Here is a 14083-nt window from a genome sequence, read left to right as displayed (position 1 = left end):
AGGAGAAAGGTTTAAATGGGTTTAAAATTTTTTATGTAATAGCTTAAGATGCGCCTTTTTTAGCGGCATCTTAAGCTTTTAATGTTACTTATGGCGGCCTTGTAAACAGCTCACGACATCAGCCAGTGAAAGGCCTTGACGCTGTAATAACACGGTTAAGTGATACAGTAAGTCTGCCGATTCATTGGTTAATTCATCGTTGTCATGCTTCATGGCTGCCAGTGCTACTTCAACACCTTCTTCACCGACTTTTTGGCAACTACGGCTTAAGTCTTTTGAAAATAAAGACGCTGTGTAGCTTTTACTTGGGTCATCGTCTTTGCGTGAAACAATCACTTGTTCAAGTTCAGCTAAAAAAGCTAGGCTGGGTTTAGCGTCATCACCAAAGCAGCTTTGCGTGCCTAAATGACAGGTTGGGCCTAATGGGTTTGCGAGTACTAAAATGGAATCGTAATCACAATCGGTGTGAACAGAGACGACTTCAAGGTAGTTTTCTGATGTTTCGCCTTTGGTCCACAAGCGCTGCTTTGAACGTGAGTAAAAGGTCACTTTTTGCTTGTCGAAGGTGGCGGCTAAGGCATCCGCATTCATAAAACCTTGCATCAAAATAATCCCAGAGCGTGCGTCTTGCACAATGGCTGGGATCAATTCGCTTTTGGCAAAATCGACTTGAGTAAGGTTATCTTTGGTTAATTGCATAGTCGTGCCGCTATATTATTATCGATTAAAAATTGTTTTAGTTCGCCAATGTTAATGACGTTCTTATGAAATACGCTGGCAGCAAGTGCACCGTCAACGTGGCTTTGCTGAAATACATCAACAAAGTCTTGCATTGTGCCGGCACCACCTGATGCAATTAGCGGAATGTCGCATAATGCGCGCATTTTAGAAAGCTGAACATTGTCGTAACCTTTACGCACACCATCTTGGTTCATGCAGTTTAACACGATTTCACCTGCGCCTAGGTCTTGCACACGCTTGACCCATTCTTCGGTTTTGTATCGTGTACGGCTTGATGCATTAGGGTCACCCGTTAATTGGTACACTAAATATTCGCCAGTGGTTTCATCGTAAAAGCTATCAATGCCGACAACCACACATTGTTTACCAAACTCATCGTGTAATTCTTTGATAAGTTCAGGGCGTGCAATGGCAGGGCTGTTGATACTGATTTTATCTGCGCCGCGCTCTAGCACACGCGCTGCATCGGCAACTGATTTAATGCCACCAGCCACACAAAATGGAATATCAATATGGCGGGCAATACTCTCAACCCAATTTACATCAAGTAGGCGTTTTTCGACACTGGCGCTAATCTCATAAAACACCAGTTCATCAGCACCGGCATCGCTGTATGCTTTTGCAAGTGTTAAAATATCACCAACCACTTCGTGGCCTTTAAACTTAACGCCTTTTACGACTTGGCCGTCTTTGACATCTAAGCAAGGAATTATGCGTTTTGATAACATGCTAACGCCTCCTCAACATTAAAGGCACCATCAAGCAATGACTTACCTAAGATAACCCCACCCACACCGAGTTTTTTAAGCTTGGCGATATCGTCAAGCGAGCTTACGCCGCCAGATGCTTGTACTTTTATTTGGCTGTTGTGGTTTATTAAATCTTCATACAGTGCAAATGAAGGGCCTGTCATGGTGCCGTCTTTACTGATATCAGTGCACAGAAAGTCAATGACGCCCAATGCTACGTAAAAATCAACAAGTTCAAATAATCCAAACTCAGATTCACTTAACCAACCGTGAGTGGCAGGAGCCCAGCCGTTTTCGGTTTTATTTACATCAAGGGCAATCACGAAATGTTCGGCCCCAAACTTTTCAATCCATGCTTGGACTTGCTCGCGCTTTTCAACGGCCATTGAACCAATCACAACTTGGTTAGCTCCGGCTTCTAGCCAGTCGGCCACATCGTGTTCAGAGCGAATACCGCCGCCAACCTGATAAGGGACGTTTAATGCTTTGGTCGCGGTTTGAATATGTTGCCATTGCTTTTTGCTCGGGTCGCGTGCGCCTTCTAAATCAACAAGGTGCAGCTTACCTGCACCGCTGTTTGCGTACGCTTGTAAGCGTGCGCCTAGTTCGTAAGGGTAAAATTGTGCTGTATCATACTTACCTTGGTATAAGCGCACAATTTGGTTTTGTAATACATCAAGTGCTGGAATAATCACGTTTTGGTCTCTTATTTTTGTGCTGCGCTTACAGCTGCCAATCTAAAAAGTTTTGTAATAATCGGGTGCCGACTTTGGCACTGCGCTCTGGGTGAAATTGCATGCCTGCATAGTTATCTTTTGCAACAATCGCAGAGAAAGTGTTTCCGTATTCACCACTGACAAGCGTGGCATCGTTGACGGTGTGAGCAAAGCTATGCACAAAGTAAACATGATCTTGCGCTGTTAAACCTTTAGTGAGCGCATGCTCTTTTAATACTGTTAGGTCGTTCCAGCCCATATGCGGTGATGTCAATGTACCTACATCAAGTTGCTTAACAATACCCGGGATTTTACCTAGGCAATCAACATTGCCTTCTTCGGTGCTTTCGCAAAGTAATTGCATGCCTAAACAAATGCCCATAAGCGGACGCTGATATTCATCAATGGCTTGTTGCCAGCCACCGTCTTTTAGGCGCTTCATTGCCACAGAAGCATGGCCTACACCGGGTAAAATAGCACGTTCAAAGCCTTTTAGTTGCTCAGGCGAAGTGATCACTTCTGGATTTTGACCGAGTCGCTCAAACGCAAAACGCACCGAGTTGATATTGGCACAACCCGTATTAATTATGGCAATCATAAACACCCCTTTGAGCTGGCAGTTTGTTGCGTGGCATCTTTTGCGATAGCAGCGCGCAGCGCTCTGGCAAAGGCTTTAAATAAGCCTTCTACTTGGTGATGACAGTTACCCTCGCTGACTGACAAAATCAGGCTCATTGCGGCGTTGTCACTTAAACTTTTAAAGAAATGCTCAACCATTTGCACATCTAAGTCGCCGACTTTTTCACGGCTAAAATCGGCATTTAACACAAACGATGCACGGCCCGATAAATCTATTTGCGCCTCGGCTTTACATTCATCCATCGGTAGCGCAAATCCATAACGGCCAATTTGCGTTTTTGTACCCAGCGCTTGTTTAAGTGCAAGCCCTAAGGCAATACCAATGTCTTCAACGAGGTGGTGTTCATCAATGTGTAAGTCGCCCGTGGCTTGAACATTAAGTCCGATATTGGCGTGGGTGCGAATTTGGTCAAGCATGTGATCAAAAAAGCCAAGGCCAGTACTAATGTCGCCATTTTTGGTCTGGTCTAAATTAACCTGCACATCGATTTGCGTTTCTTTGGTGTTGCGGGTTATGCGACCTTCACGGTTTTGTGTTGTTAGCTGAGTGACAATGGCATCCCAACTGCCGGTGTATAAAATGCCTTCGCAGCATAAGTTAGCAGCAAGACCTATATCTGTTTGGCGGTCACCGATGACAAATGAACGGGCTAAATCTACTTTGCCTGAGCGCATAAGTTCAGTCAGCAACCCTGTTTTAGGTTTACGGCAGTTGCAATTGTCTGCATCAAAGTGGGGGCAAATCAGTACTTCGTCAAATTGAATACCTTGGCTGTTGAGGATATTCATCATTTTGTCTTGCGCAATGTCAAAATCAGCCGTTGGGAAGCTATCTGTACCTAGTCCATCTTGGTTCGATACCATAACTAAGCGGTATCCCGCTGCTTGAAGTTGCAGTAGAGCAGGGATCACATTGGGTAAAAATACTAATTTCTCGAGGCTATCTACCTGTTTATCGGTGATTGGCTCTTCGATAATGGTGCCATCGCGGTCAATAAATAAATACGGGTTACTCATTATACTTCCTGTTCTACTGTGTTACTGGCAAGTGATAAACCATCTAGCCAAATTTTTACTTGTTCTAATTCTTGTTCATTACCGATTGAAATGCGCAGCCAATCATTTTCACCATAAAGAGTGAATGCGCGCATCACAAGACCTTGTGCCAATGCAATATTAAATGACTGTCTATCTTTTAGCTTTAAGGTTACAAAGTTACCTTCACCACTAAGCACCTTAACCACGGCCGATGATTGTTCAAGCCAGTCTTTCAGTTTGGCTTTTAAACAATTTAATATAGTAACTTGGCGACGCATTGAGGCGATGTTATCGCTACTGAGTGCATCAGCCGCAATGCGTGCGACTACAGTTGATACTGGATAAGGCGCAATTACTTTACGGATCGGTGCCAGTAAATCACTGTTTGCAAGTGTGAAGCCTGTACGCAAACCTGCTAATGCAAACGCTTTAGATAAGGTTCTTAGCACCACAAGATTATTAAATTCATTAATTAAGCTTGCTGCAGTGTGTTCTGGACAAAACTCTATATAAGCTTCATCTACCACGACGATGGCTTTACCCGCAAGTTGTTGGGTAATCTTTCTGATCTTGTCTAGGCTCGTCATGCTGCCTGTTGGATTATTAGGATTACAAATGAAAACTAATTTCGAGTCAGCTATCGCAGCAACAATTTCATCCACCGTGCCTTTTAACAGTAACTCTTGGGTGAGACCGTTAATGCTCACGTTGTGAGTGTCGGCAGTGACTTTGTACATACCATAAGTTGGTAAAAATAGCGCGATACTGTCTTTTGCTGGGCGGCAAAATGTACGCACCAATAGCTCAATGCCTTCATCGGCACCGCGTGTCATCAGCACTTGCTCTGGCTCTAAGTTGGCATAACATGCGTAACGGTTAATAACCTGTGTTGGCTGTGGATCGGGGTAGCGATTTAAATCGGCCAAACTCACAGTAGGCGTGCGAGAGTAGGGACTTTCGTTGGCATTTAGCCACGTTGTTCCAGTCAGTTTCTCGCTCTTTGCTGAGCTATAAGCTGTTAGGGCTGCAATGTTGTCTGGCAACAGTGTGGTAAGTGTTGAGTTATCGCTCATTATTTAGTGCCTCAAGACGAATTGAAACAGCATTAGCGTGAGCATCAAGCCCTTCTGCTGCGGCCAAAGGTAAAATTGCTTTAGATAATTCACGTAACCCATTTTTGCTAATGGTTTGTACTGTGTAAGTTCTAAAAAAGTCCAGTAAGTTTAAGCTCGAATAGGTGGCACTGTAACCATACGTTGGTAGTACGTGGTTAGTACCTGACGCATAATCGCCTGCAGATTCCGGCGTATAGTCGCCCACAAAGACAGAGCCAGCATTTTTAACTAAGCCTAAATAAGGCTGAGCATCAGCAAGTTGTAAAATTAGGTGTTCAGGACCATATTGTGCTGATACTTCAAATGCCTGCTCAATAGAGTCGACTAAAATCAAGCTTGAATTTGCAAGGGCTTGTTCAGCGGTTTCTTTGCGGCTTAATTTTGCAAGCTGCGTTGTTAATGCTTGCTGCGTAAGTTCAATAATGCGCTCACTATTACACAGTAAGATTACTTGTGAATCAGCACCGTGTTCTGCCTGCGATAATAAATCGGCAGCAATAAATTCAGGATTTGCACGTTCATCAGCAATCACCAGTACCTCAGAAGGACCTGCAGGCATATCAATTGCCATGCCCGGAATCGTCTGGGCGACAAGCTGTTTTGCCATTGTCACAAAACTGTTGCCTGGGCCAAATACTTTATTGACCTTCGGTACAGACTCAGTGCCGTAAGCCATCGCTGCAATTGCCCCTGCGCCGCCACTTTCAACAATTGTTTTAATACCGCATAGCTTAGCTGCATAGAGAATTGCAGGGTTAATGCTTTCATCGCCCTTAACAGGTGTTGCAAGCACAACCGTTTTTGCACCGCTTAATTGTGCAAGGACACCTTGCATAATAACCGACGAAGGTAATGGCGCACTGCCACCGGGTACGTATATACCCACTGCTTCAATCGCTTGGTATTTAAGCTCACATAACACCCCTGGTTGAGTTGTTAGTTTAATGTCTTTTGGTAATTGTGCTTGGTGAAAGCGTTTTACATTAGCGTAAGCTGTTTCAATCGCGGCTTTTAATTCGCTCGATAAAAACTGTTCTGCTTGATCAATTTCTTCAACGGGCACTAATAAACGCGGTGTTTCTCGCTTATCAAATTGTTTTGCCATGTTTAAAAGCGCAGCGTCGCCTTGCTCTTTGACTGCCGCTAAGATATCGATGCATATTGATTCGATCTCTTTGCTTGCCGTGACAGCAGGGCGGGTAAGTACCGCTTGCTGTGCGAGTTGGTTTTCCTCATTCCAGCGAAACATGGATACTTACTCCATCATTTTTTCAATTGGCATAACGAGGATCGAGTTTGCACCGAGTGCTTTCAACTCTTCCATCGTTTCCCAGAATAAGGTTTCGCTGCTCACCATGTGCAGTGCCACATAATCATCACTACCGGCTAAAGCAAGTAATGTTGGTTGACCTGTGCCAGGCAGTAAATCACACACTTCATCGAGTTTTGCTTTTGGCGCGTGTAGCATGATGTACTTACTTTCTTTAGCTTGGCGTACACCCCGTAAACGCGGCATTAGGGTGTTGATTAAATCAAGTTTGCTTTGATCTGTCAGGTCTTTGTTTTGGATTAAACAGGCATTTGATTCGAGGATAGTATCGCCTTGCATTAAGCCGTTGGCTTCAAGTGTTGCACCGGTAGACACTAAATCACAGATAGCATCGGCAAGGCCTGCACGCGGAGCCACTTCTACAGAGCCTGTTAGCATAACTGTGCTTGCGTTGATGCCTTCACGTTTTAGATATTGACCTAGAATTTCAGGGTAGGTAGTGGCAATGCGCTTGCCTTCAAACCAGCTCTTCTTTTGCACACCAAGCTCTTGTGGCCAAGCCAGTGCTAAGCGGCAATAGCCGAAATCAAGTTTTGACAGTTTGTTTACTTCAAATGCAGCGCCTTGGCGCTCGCGCTCGGCTTGTACTTCAACAAGTACGTTTTCGCCAACGATACCTAAGTCACACACACCGTCCATAACTAGGCCTGGAATATCGTCATCACGTACACGAAGTACATCAATGGGCATGTTAGTAGAGTGTGCTATTAGGCGTTGTTCACGAAGATTCAATTTAACGCCTAGCTGTTTTAAAAGCTCTTGGCAGTCTTTTGATAGTCGGCCGCCTTTCTGGATGGCGATACGTAAACGGTTGTTATTACTCATTATTCATTTTCCTTTAATTCAAAAACTAAAAACCCCGAGGAAACCTCAGGGCGAAAATAAATAATGTGGTTGATTACTCGCCAGAGGTTCCTTTTAGGAATAACCTCTCAGCGAAAAACCTGACAGGCTATTCCGGTGAATGATGGTGATGATGGATAGTTGTCAAGTTGAAGCGCATAATCTTTCCTGTGTTGCACTCGTTTGTGTAAACCAGTGCGTTAATCTGTTTAAATAATTTACGTATATAGATAAGCATGTTTTTAATATTTTTGGCAAGCACTTTTTTTTGCAATTAAAGAATATGCTATAACGGTCGATAATAAGTGGTTGGGTAGGAGGTACAAATGGATATCATGATCCCCTTTTTAGGACGCATCACGCGTTTACAACTTGAGAGTAAAGGTGCATTCCACATTGCGGGTGTAAAAGATGCGAACGTGCAGAGAATTGAAATCGAAAAGCGGCAAAAACGCGAAATTGAACGGCGTAAAAAAGCAGCCGAAAGTGCTAATAAAAGTGCTGATAAAAAGGATAAAGATATTATCGAAGAAGATGAAGACGGCAATAAGCACCTCGATACATGGGCTTAATGCTTAAGAAAATAAAATTATTTTTATCTCGTTTTCTAGCACTTTGTGCTAGGTTTATAGAGTAAAATTAATTTTCAGATTCAAGGCGATATTATGGATAAGCCAGCAGTACCATTTAGTGAAAAAGCGCGCCTTGAAGAGCTTCGTGCACTCGAAATTTTAGATACCCCAAATGATCCAGCGCTGGATAGAATAACGCGCCTTGTTCAGCAGTTCTTTTCGGTCCCTATTTGTTTAATCAGTCTTGTTGATGAACACCGGCAGTGGTTCAAGTCATGCATTGGGGTCAGCGTAAAACAAACACCGCGTGATATCTCTTTTTGTGCCCATGCGATTTTAGATAATGGTCCATTGGTAGTCTGTGATGCTTTGCTAGACCCTAGGTTTGCTGATAATCCCTTGGTAACAGGTGAGCCCAACATTCGTTTTTATGCCGGCAGCCCTATTACATTGCAGTCAGGCAATCGTATTGGCACTTTATGCATAATTGACCATCAGCCTCGGTCGTTCACCCAAGAACAAGCGAATGTGTTAAAAGACTTTACCGCCATTATTGAACGGGAGCTCGCAGTGATGCAATTGGCAACAACTGATGAGTTAACATTATTGCCTAATCGACGAAGTTTCAGCAGTACGGCTGAGCGTTATTTAGATTTATGTATCAGACAAAATTTAAAAGCGAAGTTGGTCTTTATTGATCTCGATAATTTTAAACCGATTAACGATACGTTTGGTCATGCTACTGGCGATGAGGTATTGAAAGGCTTCGCCAATGTTCTAGCATCGTGTTGCAGAAAAGCAGATTTGTTTGCCCGATTGAGTGGCGATGAATTTGTTATTTTGTTTACTGATTTGAGTACCCAAGAATGCGAAGTCATTATGCAGCGATTAGCTGAGTCATTTAGTGAATTGTCAGGCCAATTTAAGCATAAATTTAACCTTAGTTTTTCGCATGGGATTGCCAATTTTTCAGGGCAAAAACCATGCTCACTGTCACACCTATTGGCGCTAGCAGATAGCCGAATGTACAAAACAAAAGTGATAAAAAAGAACCTATTAATACCAACCGAGTCAAATGTTTAACTTTTATTAGGTTCAACAATTAACTCAATTGGTATAACGCACATGCAGCGATACTATTTCTCAGTTACGTGTTTGGCAGATTGAATACTGCTTTGAATAAGTGGTGAAATAGTTAAGCCTTGCACAATAATAGAAAAAATGACGACGACGTAAGTCACAATGACAATTAAATCATGAAGGTCTGAGCCCGCAATCATTACTTGGTCGCGAGGTATTGCCGCAGCCATTGCCAGTGCTAACCCGCCTCTTAGGCCACCCCATGTTAGAATCTTCACAGAATGTTTGTCGTATTGCCTATACTTCTTGAAGAACATAAATGGCGTCCCCACGCTGATAAAACGCGCAAGTAATACAACAGGTACCATGAGTAAGCCAAGACCAATTTCTTGAATGGTGATAGGCATAGTGACAATTAGCATACCGATAATCAAAAATAGTAACGCATTTAAGAAACTGTCGGTTGCATGCCAAAAGTCTTTTACATAGCGAGTATCTTCAGGACCGGTTCGTTCAGTCGCTTTTGAGCGGGTAATATTACCCAACAAAATACCACTTGTGACCATTGCCAGAGCACCTGATATTTCCCAAATGTTAGCAGCTGCAAAGCCCGCAGTAGGAATGGTGAGTGTTAGTAATAAGCGAATATTAACATCGCGGCTATTAATGATTAAAAAGTGCCCGACTAATGCGATTACTAAACCAAACACAATGCCGCCGATTGCATCGACTAAAAATAACTCTGCTACGTCAGTAAACGTTGCCTCTGTACCATAAAAAGCCACCGAGAAAATAGTGGTAAAGATCACCAAACCAATACCATCATTAAACAAAGACTCACCTTCCACTTGCACAGAAATACCTTCTGGGGCTCGCATTTGTTTAATAATGGCTAACACGGCAATAGGGTCAGTAGGGCTAATTAATGCTCCAAATAACAAACAGTAAATGAAAGGGACAGGCCAGCCCACAAAAGCAAATAAATAATAGCTCAAGTACCCTACAATCACGGTTGAAGTAATGGTTGAAAATAGCACTAATGCGGTTATTTCCCACCGCTGTTTACGCAGCGCTGCTAAATTAATTTCAAGCGCACCCGCAAACAGCAAAAACCCTAGCATGCCCTTTAACAATAACTGATTAAAGTTAATACTTGAAACCACCTGAGTCATTTCGAGGGCTGTGGAATCACCGAGCATTTTAACGGCGAGAATAAGGAGTAAAGAAATAACAACAGAGCCTGTTGTTATAGCAATTGTTGTTTGCATTTTGAGGATGAACTGGTTAGCAAAAGCAATAAAAATAGCTAATGCTGAAAGAAAACAAATGAGGTACCAAGCATTCATTGTTTGACCTTAAATATTTTATAAACAAGACACAGAAAGCAGTCACTTTCTGGGCGCATATGGTACGCCTGTATCATACGTATGTCACAGTGTTTATGCTATTTTCATTAAATTTTAGAGTAAAAATTCAAGGTACTGATTGCATTTGTATAATTGCTGTTAAAATTGTCTCAAAAGAGACAAACCCAACCTGTTGGAAAGTGCAATTATCATAAATTTAGCTAGGTCAATGTGAGTCTTTAAACGACGCAGACTCTTGTGTCGTGTTTATAGCACGAATAGGGTAAGGAATCACAATACCTTCTTGAGCGTAGCGTTTATGTAATGCTTTGATAAAAGCCGATTTCACCCAAAAACGATTAAAGTACTCTTTCACTCTTAGCATCACAGTAAAATTAATACTTGATTGATCAAAGGTGTGAAACACGACAAACGTGTCATAGTCATCAATTCCCCATTCATGGCTTTTTAGAACTTGCCTTGCTACATCAAGTGTTATTTGCTCGACCTTTTCAAGATCGGAACCATAATGTACCCCCACTTCCACTGGCACACTGAGCTCTTTTTCAGGGTAAAAATAATTGATGATTCGCGATTTAGACAACTGACTATTGGGGATCACTATCATGTTATTGGGCAACATTTTCACCCACGTTGATCGCCAGCCTATTTTTTCAACAAACCCTTGGTCACCACTCTCAAGCTCGATAAAGTCGCCGACTCTAATAGGTTTATCGATAACCAGTTGAACCCCAGAGAAAAAATTTTCTAATGTCGGCTGTAAGGCAAGAGCAACGGCGAGGGAAGTGATCCCTAGCGACGCGATAATAGGCGTGATTGAAATACCTAATGTGCCTAATAAAACCAGTAGTCCAACACTGACAATGACACAGCGGATCACTCCTTTAATAATGCTGCGGCTGTTAGACACCACTAACGAGCGCGAACTGTAATAGTCAACTGTACCGAATAAGAAGTGATCTAAAAATAGCACTAAAGCAAAAATTAATATTGATTTCGCAGTCGCTGCGATAGGAAGCGGGTAGTCAGTTAGAAAATCAGTCATGTTTAATAAATGACCAAAAATGATCACAAGCACCATCATTGTGCATAAAGTAAGTGGCGTGGAAATTGAGTCGACGAGCAAAGAGTCAAACACAAAGTCTGTGCGCTGGGTCCACGTTTTTAAACAGTAAATAATTATAAACTTTATTAAAAACAATATAATAGCAGCTGTAAATGTGCCACCAATTACGAGTAGCCATGGCTCGTTTACCCACACATTTAGTGCCAATTCAGAAAACATCTTCAATCCTTACGCCTGAAGTTCTTGCTGTCACCTGCAATATATGTACCTAGCTATTGAGGAGGAAAAACCTGCTGATATGGTTTTTATCAACAGAGCATACGAGTAATCAGTTGGTGAAAAAATAAAAGGTACAAATGTATAATTAATGTTATAAAAATGTATAAAATAATTTACAGTATGCCGTTAATTGTTAACATTTTAGTTACCTTTAAATTTCCAATACATTGTAATTTATGAACTTTATTTTTAGAGCTAATACTTTATTTGTAAATTTTTTGTTTCATTTTCATTTTTGCGTTTACCCATCTAGGCTGGTCACTAATCGGGAACATGTGAAGTCCGGTTACTAAAAAAACATTAAATACATAACAATCTAACGGAGCGTAAACGTGAATTTATCTAAAATCACACTAGCAACTCTTGCTGCTTTTGCTTTGACTCAAGCAACAAGTGCAGTAGCTGCGAATAAGCAATACTTAAATCAACAAATGGGGATTAACCAAGCTTTGCAAACTAATGCTGCATCGGTATTGATGGCAAGCCCTAATCAGTTAGTTGGTCTAGGTGCAGGGAATGATTTAGTTGTATTAAAAGAAATCAAAACAAATAACGGCCATACAACCCGCCGTTATCAGCAAATGTATCAAGGTCTACCTGTCATCGGCGACACGGTTAGCCTTACATTTGATAGTAATGGCCAGTTAAAACGCGCACATGGTGCGGCGGTGTATGATATTGCAGAAGATATTAGTTCAGTATCTCCTGTACTTAGCAAGAAAAAAGCCGTTGCTAAAGGGCTTGCAAATTCACCGGCAGCAATTAAATCGGTTGGCTTAAAAAAGCATAATGAACAGTCTCGTTTAGCTATTTGGTTAGATGAAAATAGTGTGGCACATCTGGTGTATGAAGTGTCTTATGTCACGTATGGCGATAACCCATCTCGTCCGTACCAAATTATTGATGCAAACAGCGGTGAAGTTTTATTTAGCTTTGATAACCTTCAACATGCCAGTGCAGCAGGCCCAGGCGGAAATTTAAAAACGGGTAAGTATATTTATGGCACTGACTTTGACAGTCTAGATGTGGCTCAGTCGGGCAGCACTTGTACGATGGATAATGCCAATGTAAAAACCATTAATCTTAATGGTAGTACCAGTGGCTCAACGGCGTATTCGTTTACTTGTCCAGAAAATACATTTAAAGAAATCAATGGTGCGTATTCGCCATTAAACGACGCTCATTACTTTGGCAATGTTATTTTTAATATGTATAACGATTGGGTCGGCACAGCCCCCTTAACCTTCCAATTAAAAATGCGTGTTCACTACGGAAATAACTACGAAAACGCGTTTTGGGATGGAAGTGCTATGACCTTTGGCGATGGTCAAAACACGTTTTATCCTTTAGTCAGTCTTGATGTTTCAGCGCATGAAGTAAGTCATGGCTTTACCGAGCAAAACTCTGGTCTGGTGTATTCTGGTAAATCAGGTGGTTTGAATGAAGCTTTCTCTGATATGGCAGGTGAAGCCGCCGAATTTTATATGAAAGGCTCAAACGACTGGTTAGTTGGTCAAGAGATCTTTAAAGGCAATGGTGCGTTGCGCTATATGAATAATCCAACGCAAGATGGCAGCTCGATTGATCATCAGAATGACTATTACTCGGGTATGGATGTTCACTACAGCTCAGGTGTATTCAATAAGGCATTCTACAACCTTGCAACAACACCAGGTTGGGATACGCAAAAAGCCTTTGTGGTTATGGCTCGTGCGAACCAACTTTATTGGACTGCTAGCACAAACTGGGATCTTGCGGGTAACGGTGTTATGGATGCTGCCTGTGACTTAAGCTATGAACCCGCTGATGTTCAAGCTGCACTTGCGGCTGTGGGTGTAACGTCAAACCTCAGTGCAGGTAGCAGCTGTGGTGGCACAACAGAACCACCTACAGGCGATGAAGAACTAACAAATGGGGTTGCTCGCACAGGCATAAGTGGTGCAGCAAAAGAGCAGCTGTTCTTTACCCTTGAAGTGCCTGACGATGCAACTAACTTGCAGTTTAATACTACAGGTGGCAGCGGCGATGCCGATCTGTATGTGATGTATGGTTCAAAACCAACACTTAGCAACTTCGATTGCAAAAGTACGTCATCTACGAGTACGGAAAGCTGTGCAATCAGTAATGTGCAAGCGGGTACTTACTTTGTGATGGTGGAAGCATGGAATCAAATTTCAGGTGTATCACTAACAGGGAGTTTTAATACGAGCACCGGGGGAGGTGCCACACCAATTAACCGTACTGAATCTAACGTGAGTGTTGCCTCAGGTGGGTGGACTCGTTTCACGCAAGACCTCGATGCGGGATACTCATCGCTTGATGTGACTATTTCTGGTGGATCAGGTGATGCGGATTTGTATGTTAACTTTGGTTCTCAATCTACTACGTCAAGCTATGATTGCCGCCCTTATAAAAACGGTAATAGCGAAACGTGTACATTCACAAATCCACAAGCGGGTACATGGTATATCGACCTTCGCGGCTACCGTGCTGCAAGCGGTGTAACACTGACCATTTCGGCTAACTAGCCTATTCTTCGGGAGCTTCG

The 14083-nt window shown here is 42.4% G+C and carries 13 protein-coding genes; 3 read left to right on the top strand and 10 right to left on the bottom strand.

The features are described 5' to 3' along the window. Window positions 1-84: 84 nt before the first annotated feature. From hisIE to hisG, 8 genes are read right to left on the bottom strand one after another with little or no spacing between them, the layout of a single operon-like run. Complete coding sequence (gene hisIE / locus GZH31_RS17850) at window positions 85-699, bottom strand: bifunctional phosphoribosyl-AMP cyclohydrolase/phosphoribosyl-ATP diphosphatase HisIE (RefSeq protein ID WP_036971977.1); 615 nt, start codon at window positions 697-699, stop codon at window positions 85-87. Further along, entirely contained in the window at window positions 690-1469 is a 780-nt protein-coding gene (gene hisF / locus GZH31_RS17845; protein WP_036971975.1) for an imidazole glycerol phosphate synthase subunit HisF, read from the bottom strand. Before hisF ends, hisIE begins: the two co-directional genes overlap by 10 nt. Next, window positions 1451-2185: a 1-(5-phosphoribosyl)-5-[(5-phosphoribosylamino)methylideneamino] imidazole-4-carboxamide isomerase gene (locus GZH31_RS17840; protein WP_036971973.1), complete on the bottom strand. Its 735-nt coding sequence runs from the start codon at window positions 2183-2185 to the stop codon at window positions 1451-1453. The genes hisF and GZH31_RS17840 overlap by 19 nt, the downstream gene beginning before the upstream one ends. Before the next feature lie 28 nt (window positions 2186-2213). Then, complete coding sequence (gene hisH / locus GZH31_RS17835) at window positions 2214-2804, bottom strand: imidazole glycerol phosphate synthase subunit HisH (protein ID WP_036971972.1); 591 nt, start codon at window positions 2802-2804, stop codon at window positions 2214-2216. Continuing rightward, a complete protein-coding gene (gene hisB, locus GZH31_RS17830; protein WP_036971969.1) occupies window positions 2801-3862 on the bottom strand; it encodes a bifunctional histidinol-phosphatase/imidazoleglycerol-phosphate dehydratase HisB in 1062 nt (353 codons plus the stop codon). Before hisB ends, hisH begins: the two co-directional genes overlap by 4 nt. After that, window positions 3862-4956 carry a histidinol-phosphate transaminase gene (hisC, locus tag GZH31_RS17825; protein ID WP_180311883.1) on the bottom strand — a complete coding sequence of 365 codons (1095 nt, stop codon included), beginning with the start codon at window positions 4954-4956 and terminating at the stop codon, window positions 3862-3864. Before hisC ends, hisB begins: the two co-directional genes overlap by 1 nt. Beyond that, window positions 4946-6247, bottom strand: coding sequence for a histidinol dehydrogenase (hisD, locus tag GZH31_RS17820; RefSeq protein WP_065979047.1), 1302 nt, complete (start codon window positions 6245-6247; stop codon window positions 4946-4948). The genes hisC and hisD overlap by 11 nt, the downstream gene beginning before the upstream one ends. Before the next feature lie 6 nt (window positions 6248-6253). Continuing rightward, window positions 6254-7153 (bottom strand): ATP phosphoribosyltransferase, encoded by a 900-nt coding sequence (gene hisG, locus GZH31_RS17815; RefSeq protein WP_036971963.1) that lies wholly within the window; start codon window positions 7151-7153, stop codon window positions 6254-6256. A gap of 344 nt (window positions 7154-7497) precedes the next feature. Between hisG and GZH31_RS17810 the strand changes: the two genes are divergently transcribed. Both GZH31_RS17810 and GZH31_RS17805 read left to right on the top strand, forming a co-directional pair. Next, on the top strand, window positions 7498-7743 hold the full coding sequence (locus GZH31_RS17810) for a hypothetical protein (RefSeq protein ID WP_180311882.1): 246 nt from the start codon (window positions 7498-7500) through the stop codon (window positions 7741-7743). 93 nt (window positions 7744-7836) lie between these two features. Next, window positions 7837-8826 carry a sensor domain-containing diguanylate cyclase gene (locus GZH31_RS17805; RefSeq protein ID WP_036971958.1) on the top strand — a complete coding sequence of 330 codons (990 nt, stop codon included), beginning with the start codon at window positions 7837-7839 and terminating at the stop codon, window positions 8824-8826. A 53-nt stretch (window positions 8827-8879) separates the two neighbouring features. On the opposite strand, the gene GZH31_RS17800 is transcribed toward GZH31_RS17805, so the two are convergent. Continuing rightward, window positions 8880-10169 (bottom strand): sodium:proton antiporter, encoded by a 1290-nt coding sequence (locus GZH31_RS17800; RefSeq protein WP_065979048.1) that lies wholly within the window; start codon window positions 10167-10169, stop codon window positions 8880-8882. A gap of 226 nt (window positions 10170-10395) precedes the next feature. Then, window positions 10396-11475: a mechanosensitive ion channel family protein gene (locus tag GZH31_RS17795; protein ID WP_083422899.1), complete on the bottom strand. Its 1080-nt coding sequence runs from the start codon at window positions 11473-11475 to the stop codon at window positions 10396-10398. A gap of 392 nt (window positions 11476-11867) precedes the next feature. Between GZH31_RS17795 and GZH31_RS17790 the strand changes: the two genes are divergently transcribed. Beyond that, window positions 11868-14063 (top strand): M4 family metallopeptidase, encoded by a 2196-nt coding sequence (locus GZH31_RS17790; protein WP_180311881.1) that lies wholly within the window; start codon window positions 11868-11870, stop codon window positions 14061-14063. Window positions 14064-14083: the final 20 nt, after the last annotated feature.

Source organism: Pseudoalteromonas sp. JSTW (assembly GCF_013423925.1).
GTDB classification, from domain to species: Bacteria; Pseudomonadota; Gammaproteobacteria; order Enterobacterales; family Alteromonadaceae; genus Pseudoalteromonas; species Pseudoalteromonas lipolytica.
Note: the sequence above shows the minus strand (reverse complement) of the source record. Positions and strands in the feature narration are given on the sequence as shown.